Source organism: Streptomyces galbus, from assembly GCF_005280195.1.
In the GTDB taxonomy this organism is placed as follows: Bacteria; Actinomycetota; Actinomycetes; order Streptomycetales; family Streptomycetaceae; genus Streptomyces; species Streptomyces galbus.
Genome location: NZ_SZPR01000017.1, coordinates 21,880 through 36,341, shown reverse-complemented (window position 1 = coordinate 36,341; position 14,462 = coordinate 21,880). Strand labels below are relative to the sequence as shown.

The following is a 14,462-nucleotide window of genomic DNA, read 5'->3' as shown; positions in this document are numbered from 1 at the left end:
GCCCGGCGGGGGCCGGCGCGGGCCGTCGCGCCGGCTCTCCCGGGCGCCCTCAGCGGCGTGCCGAGGCCCGGCGCAGGTACTGCCGCACCGCCCGCTGGGCCACCGGTCCCAGCTCCTCCAGCGCGCCGAGCAGGAAGCCGAGCTGCTCCAGGGCGTCCAGGGCCGCCGTGGCGCCGGCCGCGTCCGCGCCCTCGTACAGTTCGATGCCCACGAAGGACGCGGCGACCGCCCGCGCCAGGCCCGGCGGGTCGGCGTGCTCGCCGAGCGGGGTGCCGGCCAGCACCCGGGTCAGCACGCGCTCGATCTCCGCGATCCACAGCTCCAGGCCCGCCGCGGTCGCCGGGCCCAGCACCGCGTGCGTCTGGGCGCCCGCCAGGAGCTGGCCGAGCAGGGCGACGTGGCCCTCGGCCCGCTCCTCCTCGTGGATCCGGCGGCCCACCGCGAGCAGCTCGGTCAGGGACGACACGGCCGCCAGGCGGTCGCGGTAGCGGGACACCGACTGCTCCGCGCCGTAGCGGCAGGCGGCCGCGAGCAGCTCGTCCACCGAGCCAAAGTGGTAGAAGACCAGCGCCTGGTTGACGCCCGCCGTCGCCGCGATCGTGCGCGCCGAGGTCTTCGCGATGCCCTGCTCGGTCAGGGTGCGCAGCGCCCCCTGGAGCAGCTTGGCCTTCGTCTCCTGCGCCTTCGCCGTCTCGGGACTCACGCCCGCGCCTCCTCCCGCACCGGCCGCAGCCCGGGGCGCACCCCGCGGCGGCGCACGTCCGCGTACGTCGCCGTGAACGAGCCGTCGTAGCCGAACAGCGGGCCGACGTACCGGTTGACCACCCGCACGCTGATCCGGAAGCGGCCCCGCCGCTCGTCGAAGGACTCGCGCACCTCGGCCGTCGCCCCGAGCAGCCCGGGCACGCGCACGTCCAGCGGGCCCTCCCGGAAGCGGTGCTCGCCCGAGCGGATCAGCAGCGAGCCGTCCGGTTCGGCGCGCAGGTGCAGCTCGCTGGCGAGGTGCTGGTGGGTGCCCAGGTAGTCGAGGACGCGGTCGCCCTTGGGGCTGAGCACCATCTGGGCGTCGAAGCGGCGCGGGCCGCCGGGCAGGTCGAAGGTGCGCACGAAGCTCACCGTCTCACGGCCGAAGGAGTCGGCGTACGGCACGTTCTCGATGACGAACGGGATCCGGCGGCCCGCGCGGGGCACCAGGATGTGCCGCGTGGCGCCGAGCGCGAGGAACGGCTTCACGAACGCCCCGCCGTGCCAGATCCGGTCCATCACCCCCCGCCCCACGCACGCCTCGCCGCTCGCCAGGCCCACCGAGAAGCGGCGGCGCAGCTCCGGGTGCAGACGCTCGAAGCCGGCTCCCATCGCCGTGCGGAACAGCGAGGCCGCGGCCTGGCCGGTCATCGGGGCGTCTCCAGGGTGCGCAGCACGCGCGGCGCACGCACGCGTGCCGGGGACCGGCGCTGACAGCGGCGGGCGGCCGGTGTGCCCGGCAGGGGCGGCGCGAGCAGTGCCACGCACACCGCGACGCTCAGCAGCAGGGGGCACAGGTACGCCAGCGACGCGGCGAACGGTCCGAACCACCCGAGGGACGGCTCCAGGCCCACACCTGTGCCCGCGACCACCAGGACCAGTGCGCGCACCGCCAGCTCCGTCAGCCAGCGCGCCAGCGCGCGCTCGGGCGTGGTGCCCCGCTCCAGCCACAGCCGCAGCCGGTCGAACGACCAGGCCGTCGCCCAGCCCATGAGCGGCCGCAGGAGCAGGCGGTCGGCGACGGCGCCGAGGCGGCCCCAGCGCGGCCGGTAGTCGTAGCCCGTCAGGAAGCGCACGCCGTCGCCCTCGGGCACGTAGCGCCAGTAGCCGCTGCCCTCGGCCAGCAGCGAGAGCGGGTGCGGGGAGGCGAAGCGCAGCGCCGAGGTGCGGGTGCCGTCCGGGCGTTCCCGTTCGCCGGCCGAGACGCCGGTGCCGGCGACGGTGAGGAAGGGCAGCACGCGCGTGGCGTACCGGAAGCGCTGCGGCTCGCCCTCCGCGCGCGCGGGAGGTACTCGATCCGGGTGAACCGCAGGTCCCAGCGCTGGTGCGCGGCGGGGTCCTGGGTACGGGCCCACAGGTCGTCGAGGCCGGCGCGGATGCGCGCCTCGACGTAGAGCCCCCGGCGCTCCTGTCGTCGCATGCGGATGTCCCCCTGTCCGAGCGGGTTTGAGCGATCGCTCAAACCGTCGGCATGACCGTACACCCGTTTGAGCGACCGCTCAAAGAGTGTGGACGGCGCGGGCCGGCCTCCGCTCAGCCGCCGCCCGACGCCAGCGCCATCCCGAGCGGCGTCCGCTCGTACAGCACCTGGTGCCCGTACCGCCGCGCGGCCAGCAGGCCCGCGTCGCGCAGCACCGTCAGGTGGGCGGACACCGAGGACGGCGCGAGGCCCAGGCGGTGGGCCAGGGCGGTGGTGGTCGCCGGGTCGTCCAGGGCGGCCAGCACGGCCGCCCGGCCCCGCCCCAGGAGCCGTACGAGCGCGTCCCCGCCCCGGTCGGCCGCCTCGGTCCACAGCCCGCCCACGCCGCGCGCCGGGTAGACGAGCGTCGGCTGCCAGGGCGGGTCGAAGCCGCTCACCACGTCCGGCCAGACGAAGACGCTCGGCATCAGCACCAGCCCCTGGCCGCCCAGGTGGCGCTCGTGCCGGCCGCCGGACCCGACGGTGAGCGTCCCCGCGTCCCAGCCGCAGCGCCGGTTGATCTCCGGCAGCACGCCCCCGAGCCCGACCTCGGCCAGCCGCCGCGAGTGGAAGGCGATGTCCGCCTCCAGCAGCGCCCGCAGCCGTGGCCAGTCCGGCGCGACCAGGGTGTGCCAGATCCGCTCCAGCAGGTCGGCCAGCTCCCGGACCATGCCCTGCGGGTCGGCGAGCCAGGCCCGGCCCTGCGGCGAGTCCAGTGCGCCCGGGGTGTCGGCGAGCGAGCGGGCGGTGTCCTCGCGGGCGGCCCCGGGGTCGGCGGCCCGCACCGCGGCGATCTCCTCCGCGAAGGAGGCCGTCGGCCCGATCGGCGGCGGGCACAGCCAGTCCGGGGAGTGGCCGCGCCGGGGCATCAGCAGCCACAGCCCGGACAGGTCCAGCGCCCGGACCGCGGCACGGTGGCGGCGCAGCCAGGGCAGGTGGTAGCCGTGCCGCTCGGGCCGCTTGAGGGTGCGCGCGGCCTCCTGCGTCTCCCACAGCGGGGACACGGCGAACCGGCAGCGCAGGAAGTCCTCCTCGCCGAAGTGCAGGTAGGACGGCATCGGACCCCCCCGGACGCGACGGAGAAGCGGCCGATGATTCGGCCAGGGCCGAAAGACTACGGCCGGCCCCGGCGCGCGCCGCACGCTGCTGCCCATGTCCGAGAAGCCGTCCCCGCGGGCGGACGTCCGCGAGCACCCCGTCGCACCCGCCCCCGCCCCCGCGAGCCCGCCCCCGGCCGGCTACGGCCGCGTCTTCGCCGTCCGGGAGTTCCGGACCGTGTTCGCGGCGCACCTGCTGTCCATGCTGGGCGTGATCGTCGCCGAGATCGCGCTGTCCGTCCTCGTCTACGACCTCACCGGGTCCGCGCTGCTCAGCGCGCTCACCTTCGCGCTCGGCTTCCTGCCGTACGTCGTCGGCGGCACCCTGCTCGCCGGGGTCGCCGACCGCTTCCCGGCCCGGCGGGTGCTGGTCGTCTGCGACCTGGTGTGCGCGGCCTGCGTCGCGCCGATGGCGGCGCCCGGCGCGTCCATCGGTGTCCTGCTGGCCCTGCGCTGCTGCCTGGCGACGGTCTCGCCGGTGTTCTCCGGGACCCGGACGGCGACCCTCGCGGACATCCTCGGCGACGGCGACCTGTTCGTCCTCGGCCGCTCCCTGCTGCGCATCACCGCGCAGAGCGCCCTCCTCGTCGGCTACGGCCTCGGCGGCCTCCTGCTCACCGTGGTGGCCCCGCGCCAGGCGCTGCTCATCACGGTGGCGACCTTCCTCGCCTCGGCCGCGCTGCTGCGCCTGGGCACCGCCCGCAGGCCCGCCCGCGCCCACGACGGGAGCAGCCTGGTGAAGGACTCGCTGCGCGGGGCCCGACAGGTCCTGGCGCACCGGCGGGTGCGGGCGCTGCTCCTGCTGTTCTGGATCCCGCCGGTGTTCTCGGTGGTCCCGGAGGCGCTGGTCGCCCCCTACGCCGACGACCTCGGCGCCGGCTCGACCGGCCTCGGCCTGCTGATGTGCGCGCTGCCGGTCGGCACGATCGCCGGGGAACTGCTCGCCGGCGCCCGGCTGCGTCCCGCGGCCCGGGAGCGGATCGCGCTGCCGCTGGTCTGCGTGACGCTGCTGCCGTACCTGGGCTACGCCCTGCGGCCCGGTCTCGTGGGGTCGCTGCTGCTGCTCGTGGTCGCGGGAGCGGGCTCGGCGTACACGCTGGGCCTGGACCAGTGGCTGGTGCGGGAGGTGCCGGACGAGGTCAGGGGCCGGGCGATGACGCTGCTCACGGCCGGTCTCATGACGTTCCAGGGCGTCGGGATGGCCCTCGCGGGGGTCGCGGCCGAGCTGGTGGGGGTGCGGGCGGCGGTCGCCGGCGCGGGGGTGCTGGGCACCGTGTGCTGCGCGGCGCTGGCACTGGAGGCCCGCAGGACGGAAGCGGGGGCCGGACGCCGTGGGGCGCGGGGACGGGCGGCGCGACGGCGTGAGGGGCGGGGGCCGAGTGACCGGAAGGCGCCGGAGACGGGCACCGGGTGACCGAAAAGCACGCGGGACGGAAGCCGGGCGACCGAAAGGCGAGACGGGGCTGACCACCATATGACCGCCGGGTAGGGTCTGGTGCCGTGCCGAAGCCCCTCAGTCTCCCGTTCGACCCCATCGCCCGCGCCGACGAACTCTGGAAGCAGCGCTGGGGAAGCGTGCCGGCCATGGCCGCGATCACCTCGATCATGCGGGCCCACCAGATCCTGCTGGCCGAGGTCGACGCGGTGGTCAAACCGTACGGCCTGACGTTCGCGCGGTACGAGGCACTGGTCCTGCTCACCTTCTCCAAGGAGGGCGAGCTGCCGATGTCGAAGATCGGCGAGCGGCTCATGGTGCACCCCACGTCGGTCACCAACACGGTGGACCGCCTGGTGCGGTCGGGCCTGGTGGCCAAGCGTCCCAACCCCAACGACGGGCGCGGCACGCTCGCCGTCATCACCGACAAGGGGCGCGAGGTCGTCGAGGCGGCCACCCGCGACCTGATGGCGATGGACTTCGGCCTCGGGGCGTACGACGCGGAGGAGTGCGGGGAGATCTTCGCGTTGCTGCGGCCCCTGCGGGTCGCGGCGCACGACTTCGACGAGCAGTAGCCGGCCCGTCCGCCCACGTGCGGCCCGGCGGAAGATCGCCCGAAACGGGCGGTTACGCTCGTCGGCATGAAAAAGAGCGTGCTGACCCGCTACCGCGTCATGGCCTACGTCACCGGTGTGCTGCTGGTCCTGCTGACGCTGGGCGTCATCGCCAAGTACCTGCTGCACATCGACGGCGCCGACGGCTTCACCACGGCCGTCGGCATCGCGCACGGCTGGCTCTACGTCGTGTACCTCGTCGTCGCCTTCGACCTGGGCTCCAAGGCGAAGTGGCCGGTCAAGAAGCAGCTGTGGGTCCTGCTCGCCGGGACGATCCCCACGGCCGCGTTTTTCGTGGAGCGCAAGGTCAGCCAGGAGCTGGAGGCCCGGGTCGCGCAGGACGCGCCCGCGGTCGCCAAGGCCTGACGCGGACCGCCGTACGCGTGCGTGCGGCGGTCTCCCATCGACATTTACTTGGACGTCCTAGTAAATTCGACGGTATGGACGCTGACGCCATCGAGGAGGGCCGCCGTCGCTGGCAGGCCCGGTACGACGCCGCACGCAAGCGCGACGCAGACTTCACGACGCTCTCCGGCGACCCCGTCGAGCCCGTCTACGGCCCCCGGCCGGGGGACGCCTACGAGGGGTTCGAGCGGATCGGCTGGCCCGGTGAGTACCCCTTCACCCGGGGGCTGTACCCGACCGGCTACCGCGGGCGGACGTGGACGATCCGGCAGTTCGCCGGGTTCGGCAACGCCGAGCAGACCAACGAGCGCTACAAGATGATCCTCGGCAACGGCGGCGGCGGGCTCTCCGTCGCCTTCGACATGCCGACGCTCATGGGCCGCGACTCCGACGACCCGCGCTCGCTCGGCGAGGTCGGCCACTGCGGCGTCGCCATCGACTCCGCGGCCGACATGGAGGTGCTGTTCAAGGACATCCCGCTCGGGGACGTCACCACCTCCATGACCATCAGCGGGCCGGCCGTGCCCGTCTTCTGCATGTACCTGGTCGCCGCCGAGCGGCAGGGCGTCGACCCGGGCGTGCTCAACGGCACCCTGCAGACGGACATCTTCAAGGAGTACATCGCCCAGAAGGAGTGGCTCTTCCAGCCCGAGCCGCACCTGCGCCTCATCGGCGACCTCATGGAGTACACCAGCGCGCGCATCCCCGCCTACAAGCCGCTGTCCGTCTCCGGCTACCACATCCGCGAGGCCGGCGCGACGGCCGCGCAGGAGCTGGCGTACACGCTGGCGGACGGCTTCGGGTACGTGGAGCTCGGACTGAGCCGCGGCCTGGACGTCGACGTCTTCGCGCCGGGCCTGTCCTTCTTCTTCGACGCGCACCTGGACTTCTTCGAGGAGATCGCCAAGTTCCGCGCGGCGCGCCGCATCTGGGCCCGCTGGATGCGCGACGTGTACGGCGCGCGGTCCGAGAAGGCGCAGTGGCTGCGCTTCCACACCCAGACCGCGGGCGTCTCCCTGACGGCCCAGCAGCCGTACAACAACGTCGTGCGGACGGCCGTGGAGGCCCTGGCCGCGGTGCTCGGCGGCACCAACTCGCTGCACACCAACGCCCTCGACGAGACCCTCGCGCTGCCCTCCGAGCAGGCCGCGGAGATCGCGCTGCGCACCCAGCAGGTGCTGATGGAGGAGACCGGCGTCGCCAACGTGGCCGACCCGCTGGGCGGTTCGTGGTTCGTCGAGCAGCTCACGGACCGCATCGAGGCCGACGCGGAGAAGATCTTCGACCAGATCAAGGAGCGCGGCCTGCGGGCGCACCCGGACGGGCAGCACCCCATCGGCCCGATCACCTCCGGCATCCTGCGCGGGATCGAGGACGGCTGGTTCACCGGTGAGATCGCCGAGTCCGCGTTCCGCTACCAGCAGTCCCTGGAGAAGGGCGACAAGAAGGTCGTCGGCGTCAACGTGCACACCGGGTCGGTCACCGGGGACCTGGAGATCCTGCGCGTGAGCCACGAGGTGGAGCGCGAGCAGGTGCGGGTGCTGGCCGGGCGCAAGGCGGCCCGCGACGAGACCGCGGTGCGCGCGGCGCTGGACGCGATGCTCGCTGCCGCACGCGACGGGTCCAACATGATCGGGCCGATGCTCGACGCGGTGCGCGCCGAGGCGACGCTCGGGGAGATCTGCGGGGTGCTGCGCGAGGAGTGGGGGGTCTACACCGAGCCGGCGGGCTTCTGACCCGCCCGCGGGTCAGGACGGCGCCGTCAGGCCCCGCAGCAGGATGTGGGTGAAGCCGCGCACCCACTCCTCGTCCGCCGGGCGGCCGCTGACCAGGGTGCGGTGGACCACCGCGCCCGCGACCATGTCGAAGATGAGGTCCACCGTGCGGGCGGACTCCTCCGGGTCGGCCTCCGGGGGGAGTTCGCCACGCTGCTGGGCGCGCGAGCGCCCCTCGAGCACCAGGCCCTTCTGCCGGTCGACGATGGAGGCGCGGATCCGGGCGCGCAGGGCGTCGTCCCGGGTCGCCTCCGTCACGACCGCCATCAGCCCGCTGCGCGCCTCCGGGCGGGCCAGGATCGCCGCGAACTGCAGCACGACGCCCTCGATGTCGGCCGCGAGGCTGCCCCGGTCGGGCAGGCACAGCTCGTCGAAGAGCTCGGCCACCGCGTCGACGACCAGTTCGTTCTTGCCGGACCAGCGCCGGTAGAGGGTCGTTTTGGCCACTCCCGCGCGCGTGGCGACATCGCCCAGCGTGAGCTTGGACCAACCCAGTTCGACCAGAGCCTCCCTGGTCGCGGCCAGGATCGCGGCGTCCGCGGCGGCGCTGCGGGGGCGGCCGGGACGGGCGGCGGCGGGGCTGCGGCTCTGCATCCTCCGACCATAACCGGCCGGATGGGCGGCGTCGTGAGGGAGATCACCGGGAAGTGGTGTGCCGGGAGCCCGGCATGGCATTACGCTACGACTCGTAGCGAAAGCGTGGCGGCGTTCTCGCTCGGCGCCCGTGCCGGACGTACACGGGCCATGACCACGCAGGACCAGGCCGGACCGATGAGGCGCGAGGGTGGGGACCCGGCGCCCGGCACCGGCGTTTTCCCGCACACGCGCGGACGGGGGAGGATAGACGCATGCAGCCACGGAACATGTCCATGAGCGGAGTCGTCGACCTCGCCGCGGTGAAGGCGGCCCAGGAGGCCAAGGCGAAGGCGGAGCAGGCGCGCGCCGAAGCGGCCCGCCAGGGCGGTGCGGGGGCCGTCTCCCCGGCCGACCTCGTCATCGACGTCGATGAGGCGACCTTCGAGCGCGACGTCCTCCAGCGGTCCGCCGAGGTGCCCGTCGTCATCGACTTCTGGGCCGAGTGGTGTCAGCCCTGCAAGCAGCTGAGCCCGGTCCTGGAACGGCTGGCCGTCGAGTACAACGGCCGCTTCCTGCTCGCCAAGATCGACGTCGACGCCAACCAGATGCTGATGCAGCAGTTCGGGGTGCAGGGCATCCCGGCCGTCTTCGCGGTCGTCGCGGGGCAGGCGCTGCCGCTCTTCCAGGGGGCCGCCGGCGAGGCGCAGATCCGGGAGACCCTCGACCAGCTCGTCGCCGTCGCCGAGCAGCGCTTCGGCCTGACCGGCCTCACCGTCGACCCCGAGGCCGAGCCGGGCGCGCACCCGGCCCCCGAGGACCGGGCCGGCCCGCACGACGGCCTCCTCGAGGCCGCCGTGCAGGCGCTGGACGCCGGTGACCTGGGCGGCGCGGTACAGGCGTACAAGAACGTCCTCGCCGAGGACCCGGGCAACACCGAGGCCAAACTGGGCCTCGTCCAGGCCGAGTTGCTCCAGCGGGTGCAGGGACTCGACCCGCAGCGGGTCCGCCGGGACGCCGCCGAGAAGCCGGCCGACCCGCAGGCGCAGATCGCCGCCGCCGACCTGGACCTGGTCGGCGGTCACGTGGAGGACGCCTTCGGGCGGCTCATCGACACGGTGGCGCGCACGGTGGGTGACGACCGGGACGCCGTACGGGTGCGGCTGCTGGAGCTGTTCGAGGTCGTCGGAGCCGACGACCCGCGGGTGGCGGCGGCGCGCCGGGCCCTGGCCCGCGCCCTGTTCTGACCGTCCCGGGGCCCGCCCGTCGCACCGAGTGACGAAACGTCAGGGCGTGCGGAACGGGGCGGAAGTCCCGCCGACGGGGCCGCGGCGGCCGCGCTTTGCCAAATCTTGGCAATCGCGGCCGCTGTTACTTGCAGTAAGTCAGGGGCGTTGATCTGTCGGGTTCTGTCCAGCGATCAACAGTTTTGTTCTGGCCTCTCTTGCCACCCTGCGTCGCCGGGCGAGACCTCTGGGTCGTCCTACGGTTATCGCGCCGTTACTAGCGAGTAACGAACCCCCTTGTGCCCGGCGCGAGAATGCACCACGATCGGCCACGCTCGGTCCCTTCCCGCACCCGACCGCCAATCGGGTCACGGGACTTCCTGGGTCCCCACCGAGCAGAGCCGGCGACAGTGGAGCCGGCTCTTGGACAGGGGGGTCTTCGCTTCCCGCGAAGCCTGTCCAAAAAGGTTGTGCGTGATGCGTGTCAGGCGCGACCAGTGGATGTCGCTCGGGGGTGATCGCCGGTGATTCGGGTGCGGTGCACGTGCCTCCGAGTACGGGCGCTCTCCTTTCCGAGGACGTAGCACTTCTCCCATCCCTGCCCGGCCGAGCCGCCGTCCCGGGGGCGAGCCGACGCAGGAGATGTACGTCCGAGAAGGAGGAAATATGGAGTCCCAGGTGCGTGGCGGGACCAGATGGAAGCGGTTCGCTGTGGTCATGGTGCCCAGCGTTGCCGCCACCGCGTGCATAGGCATCGCCCTCGCGCAGGGCGCGCTCGCCGCGTCGTTCAGCGTGTCCGGGCAGTCGTTCAAGGTCTCGGCCGACAAGCTCGTCGGCACGGGCTTCTCGCAGTACGGCGCCATCGACTCGGGCTACACGCTCGACGGCAAGAAGACGGCTCACCCCGTCGCCGTCTCGGCGTTCAAGTCCGCGTCGATCACCAACATGTGCCAGTCGGTCGTCACGCCGAACATCCCGCTGCTCGGCTCGGTCAGCCTCACGCTGAAGGCCGGCGGGGGCGGCACGCCGGTCGAGGCGGAGAACCTGTACATCGACGTCGACGACCTGAGCGCCGACGCGACGTTCAAGGGCATCGACATCGGTGTGGCCGGCAAGGACCTCAACAAGGGTCCGGGCATCAAGGACGGCGACTCGGCGAACCCCTACGGCTTCGCCCAGCAGGCGGAGTCGGCCACGCTGACCGACGTGAAGCAGACGGCGTGGGCGACCACCGCCGGAACCTTCAAGCTCAGCGGCCTGAAGATGTCGCTGTCGACGGGTGTCAAGGAGTGCTACTAAGCACCTCCTGACGGGCGGGGGAGCCGGTGGCGCCCCCGCCCGTCCACTCTCCCCCCGGGGAGTCCCACGCACCCCCCTCCCACCACCACAGCAACAACGCCGCACCAGGGAGCTGTTTTCCATGAGCGCCGAGACTCCTGCCGCATCCGGCCAGTTCACCCGCCGGAGGCTGCAGTTCCGCGCCTGGCGGGGCACGCGGCCGTTCTGGGCCGGCCTGTTCGTCCTCCTCGGCGGACTCCCCATCGCCTACTTCCCGTACGCCCACCTCCAGGTCGGGCACCTGACGCTGGCGATGGCCACCACCGCGGGCGCCGGCTCCCTGATCATCGGCGTCCTGCTGGTCGTCCTGGGCGTCAGCCTGTGGTTCCAGAAGCACGTACGGGTCTTCGCGGGCACCGCGGCGATCCTGCTGGCCCTGGTCTCCATCCCCGTGTCCAACCTCGGCGGCTTCCTGATCGGCTTCCTGCTCGCCCTCGTCGGCGGCGCGATGGCCATCTCCTGGTCGCCGGGCGCACCGCCCGCGCCGGAAGGCCCGGGAGCCGTGCACACGGCGGGCGGCGCCCCCGAGGGCGCGATCCCCCCGGCCGGACCGGGCGTCCCCCCGGCCGCGCCGTACGACGCACAGCAGCAGCCGCCGGCCGTCGACTTCGGCAAGCCCGCGCACGGCGACGCGGGTCCCACCCAGGCCCACCCGGCCCTGGGGGCGCACGATCTGTCAGGAACGAGCCCGGCCAACGGGGCGAACGGGAGGCACAGTGCCGGCTGACGAGGTGACCCACGGGACCGAGGTGGACGTGTCCCGTGAGAGAACCGGGCCCCGCCACGCGGCACCCAAGAAGCCGCTGTTCACCAGGTTCCACATGCCCGCCGGCAAGGCGATAGCCCTGGCCGCGATGCCGACCGCCGTCCTGATGGGGATGGGCTTCACGCCCACGCTCGCCAACGCCGACGACCAGCCGGCGTCCAAGAGCCTCACCGTCGACGAGTACAAGGACTGCGTGGCCGCCCTGGAGGGCGCGAGCGCCTCCTCCTCGCCGTCGCCGTCCGCCTCCGCGAGCGAGAGCCCGTCCGCGGACTCCCAGGACGGCAAGGACGGCAAGGACGGTTCCACCGGGTCGCAGGACGGCTCGGGCAGCTCGGCCGGCTCTGCGGGCTCTTCTGGTTCGTCGGGTTCAGCGGGTTCAGCGGGTTCGTCGGATTCAGGTTCCGACGACACCGCCGCGCCCCGCCCGTCCGCCACCTCCGAGGCGGCGAAGACGCCCGAGAAGTCCTCGACGGGCTCGACCGGCTCGTCCTCCGGCACCTCCGGTGCCGCGGCGGCCACGCCTAGCCCCTCGGCGACCCAGGGCGGCGGCCTGCTCGACACCATCGGCGACGCCCTGGGCGGCCTGCTCACCGGCGGCTCCCACTCCTCGTCCACCGCGACCCCCTCGCCGTCCGAGACCGCTCCGGCGAGCGGCGGCGGCAGCGGGGACACCACGTCGGGGGCCGGCGGCTCGTCCGGGTCCACCGGCACCTCGGGCTCGTCGGGTTCCTCGGGTACGTCCGGCTCCTCGGGCGCGGGCTCCACCGGCTCGAACTCCGGCTCCTCGGGCGCGGGCTCCACCGGCTCGAACTCCGGCTCCTCCTCGGGCAAGGGCTCCGTCAAGGACACCGCCGGCGCCGTCACCGACAAGGTGAAGGACACCGCCGAGGGCACCGCCGAGGACGCCGAGGACAAGAAGGACGCCACGGCCTCCCCGAGCCCGTCGGACAGCGCGTCCGCCGCCGCCGAGGACTGTCCCGCCGCCACCGACGACGAGGGCGGCGTCGACAACAAGCTCCTGGTGCCGGACGACCCCTGGTACCTGGAGGCCAGCTCCCTGCTGCTCAAGGGCGCCGACTACCAGGGCGTCGTCGAGGTGCGCACCGCCGACGGCACCAAGAAGAAGGCGCTCAAGTACGTCATCTCCGGCGGCACCGACATCGGGGACCTGCACCAGCTCGTCAAGGACAAGCAGTCCGGCAAGACGTACCACGTCCAGGCCGGCAAGGGCACCACGTCCACGATCCGCGACGGCGACACGGTGATGTACACCGAGAGCATCTCGGGCAACCTGTTCGGCCTGATCCCGGTCACCTTCACGCCGGACAGCCCGCCGCCGCTGAACATCCCGCTGATCTACTTCACCAACGTGAAGGTGACGCAGGCCGGCCAGTTCGGCGGCACCCTGCACATCCCCGGACTGCACCAGTACGCGACCGGCTGAGCCGACCCTCGAGACCCGTCCGGGAGCCGCACACGCCTGAGGGCGCCCCCTGATCCAGGGGGCGCCCTCAGCGCCGTACGGAAGGGCCTGCGGCCCGCGTGGGGTCAGGCGCGGCCGGTGCTGCCCAGGTGGTGCACCCGGACCATGTTGGTGGTGCCGGCGACGCCGGGGGGCGAGCCGGCCGTGATGATCACGACGTCGCCCTCGCTGAACCGGCCCAGCTTGACGACCTCCTGGTCCACCAGGTCGACCATCTCGTCGGTGCTGTTGACGAACGGCACCACGTGCGGCTCCACGCCCCAGCTCAGCGCCATCTGGTTGCGGGTGCCCTCGTCCGTGGTGAACGCGATGATCGGCTGGGCCGCGCGGTAGCGGCACAGCCGGCGCGCGGTGTCGCCGGACTGCGTGAAGGCGATCAGGGCCTTGCCGCCGAGGAAGTCGGCGATCTCGCAGGCCGCACGGGCGACCGAACCGCCCTGCGTGCGCGGCTTCTTGCCCGGCACGAGCGGCTGCAGGCCCTTGCTCAGCAGCTCCTCCTCGGCCGCCACGACGATCTTCGACATCGTCCGGACGGTCTCGATCGGGTACGCGCCCACGCTCGACTCGGCGGACAGCATGACCGCGTCGGCGCCGTCCAGGATCGCGTTGGCCACGTCGGAGGCCTCGGCGCGGGTCGGACGGGAGTTGGTGATCATCGACTCCATCATCTGGGTCGCCACGATCACCGGCTTGGCGTTGCGCCGGCACAGCTCGATCAGGCGCTTCTGCACCATGGGGACCTTCTCGAGCGGGTACTCGACGGCCAGGTCGCCACGGGCGACCATCACGCCGTCGAACGCCATCACGACGTCCTCCATGTTCTCCACCGCCTGCGGCTTCTCCACCTTGGCGATGACGGGGACGCGGATGCCCTCCTCGTCCATGACGCGGTGGACGTCGGCGACGTCCTTGGCGTCCCGCACGAAGGACAGGGCGACCAGGTCGCAGCCCATGCGGAGGGCGAAGCGCAGGTCCTCGACGTCCTTCTCGCTCAGCGCGGGCACGTTGACGGCCGTGCCGGGCAGGTTGATGCCCTTGTGGTCGGAGACGACGCCGCCCTCGATGACGATGGTCCGCACCCGCGGGCCCTCGACGTCCAGGACCTTCAGCTCGACGTTGCCGTCGTTGATGAGGACCTGGTCGCCCCGGGCGACGTCGCCGGGCAGACCCTTGTAGGTGGTGCCGCAGATCGTCTTGTCGCCCGGCACGTCCTCGGTGGTGATGGTGAACTCGTCACCGCGCACCAGCTCGACGGGGCCCTCGGCGAAGGTCTCGAGACGGATCTTGGGGCCCTGGAGGTCGGCGAGCACACCGATGGCCCGGCCGGTCTCCTTGGCGGCGGCACGGACCCGGTCGTACCGGCCCTGGTGCTCGGCGTGGGTGCCGTGGCTGAAGTTGAAGCGGGCCACGTTCATGCCCGCCTCGATCAGCGCGACGAGCTGTTCATGGGAGTCGACCGCGGGGCCGAGAGTACAGACGATTTTCGAACGGCGCATGGGGCGATCCTATCGGTTTGTTTCGCTCCGGAATATTCCGTCTGGCGGAAG

13 protein-coding genes and 1 pseudogene are annotated in these 14,462 nt (G+C 72.9%); 8 read left to right on the top strand and 6 right to left on the bottom strand.

The genetic code is table 11. The annotated features are described in order from the left end of the window. Window positions 1–49: 49 nt before the first annotated feature. From E4U92_RS19645 to E4U92_RS19630, 4 genes and pseudogenes are all read right to left on the bottom strand, one after another. Window positions 50–703 carry a TetR/AcrR family transcriptional regulator gene (locus E4U92_RS19645; RefSeq protein WP_137301756.1) on the bottom strand — a complete coding sequence of 218 codons (654 nt, stop codon included), beginning with the start codon at window positions 701–703 and terminating at the stop codon, window positions 50–52. Then, window positions 700–1,395 (bottom strand): DUF4166 domain-containing protein, encoded by a 696-nt coding sequence (locus E4U92_RS19640; RefSeq protein ID WP_137301755.1) that lies wholly within the window; start codon window positions 1,393–1,395, stop codon window positions 700–702. Before E4U92_RS19640 ends, E4U92_RS19645 begins: the two co-directional genes overlap by 4 nt. Continuing rightward, a pseudogene (locus tag E4U92_RS19635) lies at window positions 1,392–2,164 on the bottom strand (hypothetical protein). The gene E4U92_RS19640 and the pseudogene E4U92_RS19635 overlap by 4 nt, the downstream one beginning before the upstream one ends. Before the next feature lie 113 nt (window positions 2,165–2,277). After that, window positions 2,278–3,261, bottom strand: coding sequence for an ArsR/SmtB family transcription factor (locus tag E4U92_RS19630; protein WP_137301754.1), 984 nt, complete (start codon window positions 3,259–3,261; stop codon window positions 2,278–2,280). 94 nt (window positions 3,262–3,355) lie between these two features. Between E4U92_RS19630 and E4U92_RS19625 the strand changes: the two genes are divergently transcribed. The 4 genes from E4U92_RS19625 (at window position 3,356) to E4U92_RS19610 (ending at window position 7,490) form a co-directional block, all read left to right on the top strand. Beyond that, window positions 3,356–4,714, top strand: coding sequence for an MFS transporter (locus E4U92_RS19625; protein WP_137301753.1), 1,359 nt, complete (start codon window positions 3,356–3,358; stop codon window positions 4,712–4,714). A gap of 86 nt (window positions 4,715–4,800) precedes the next feature. Further along, window positions 4,801–5,310, top strand: a complete 510-nt coding sequence (locus E4U92_RS19620) for a MarR family winged helix-turn-helix transcriptional regulator (protein ID WP_067237229.1) — start codon at window positions 4,801–4,803, stop codon at window positions 5,308–5,310. Between the two features lie 66 nt (window positions 5,311–5,376). Next, window positions 5,377–5,715, top strand: coding sequence for a DUF3817 domain-containing protein (locus E4U92_RS19615; RefSeq protein WP_137301752.1), 339 nt, complete (start codon window positions 5,377–5,379; stop codon window positions 5,713–5,715). A 74-nt stretch (window positions 5,716–5,789) separates the two neighbouring features. After that, the gene (locus E4U92_RS19610) at window positions 5,790–7,490 is read left to right on the top strand and encodes a coenzyme B12-dependent isobutyryl-CoA mutase large subunit (RefSeq protein WP_137301751.1); all 1,701 of its coding nucleotides are present in this window, start codon (window positions 5,790–5,792) and stop codon (window positions 7,488–7,490) included. A 12-nt stretch (window positions 7,491–7,502) separates the two neighbouring features. Here E4U92_RS19610 and E4U92_RS19605 read toward each other — a convergent pair whose 3' ends face one another. Continuing rightward, complete coding sequence (locus E4U92_RS19605; RefSeq protein WP_137301750.1) at window positions 7,503–8,123, bottom strand: TetR/AcrR family transcriptional regulator; 621 nt, start codon at window positions 8,121–8,123, stop codon at window positions 7,503–7,505. Between the two features lie 254 nt (window positions 8,124–8,377). Here E4U92_RS19605 and E4U92_RS19600 point away from each other — a divergent pair, with 254 nt between their 5' ends. The 4 genes from E4U92_RS19600 to E4U92_RS19585 all read left to right on the top strand — a co-directional run bounded on the left by E4U92_RS19600 (window position 8,378) and on the right by E4U92_RS19585 (window position 12,876). Further along, the gene (locus E4U92_RS19600; protein ID WP_168372458.1) at window positions 8,378–9,349 is read left to right on the top strand and encodes a tetratricopeptide repeat protein; all 972 of its coding nucleotides are present in this window, start codon (window positions 8,378–8,380) and stop codon (window positions 9,347–9,349) included. A 645-nt stretch (window positions 9,350–9,994) separates the two neighbouring features. Next, window positions 9,995–10,627 carry a DUF6230 family protein gene (locus E4U92_RS19595; protein WP_137301749.1) on the top strand — a complete coding sequence of 211 codons (633 nt, stop codon included), beginning with the start codon at window positions 9,995–9,997 and terminating at the stop codon, window positions 10,625–10,627. Between the two features lie 121 nt (window positions 10,628–10,748). After that, entirely contained in the window at window positions 10,749–11,393 is a 645-nt protein-coding gene (locus E4U92_RS19590; protein ID WP_137301748.1) for a DUF6114 domain-containing protein, read from the top strand. Further along, entirely contained in the window at window positions 11,383–12,876 is a 1,494-nt protein-coding gene (locus tag E4U92_RS19585) for a hypothetical protein (protein ID WP_137301747.1), read from the top strand. The genes E4U92_RS19590 and E4U92_RS19585 overlap by 11 nt, the downstream gene beginning before the upstream one ends. Before the next feature lie 104 nt (window positions 12,877–12,980). On the opposite strand, the gene pyk is transcribed toward E4U92_RS19585, so the two are convergent. Further along, the gene (gene pyk / locus E4U92_RS19580) at window positions 12,981–14,411 is read right to left on the bottom strand and encodes a pyruvate kinase (RefSeq protein WP_137301746.1); all 1,431 of its coding nucleotides are present in this window, start codon (window positions 14,409–14,411) and stop codon (window positions 12,981–12,983) included. Between the last annotated feature and the right edge of the window lie 51 nt (window positions 14,412–14,462).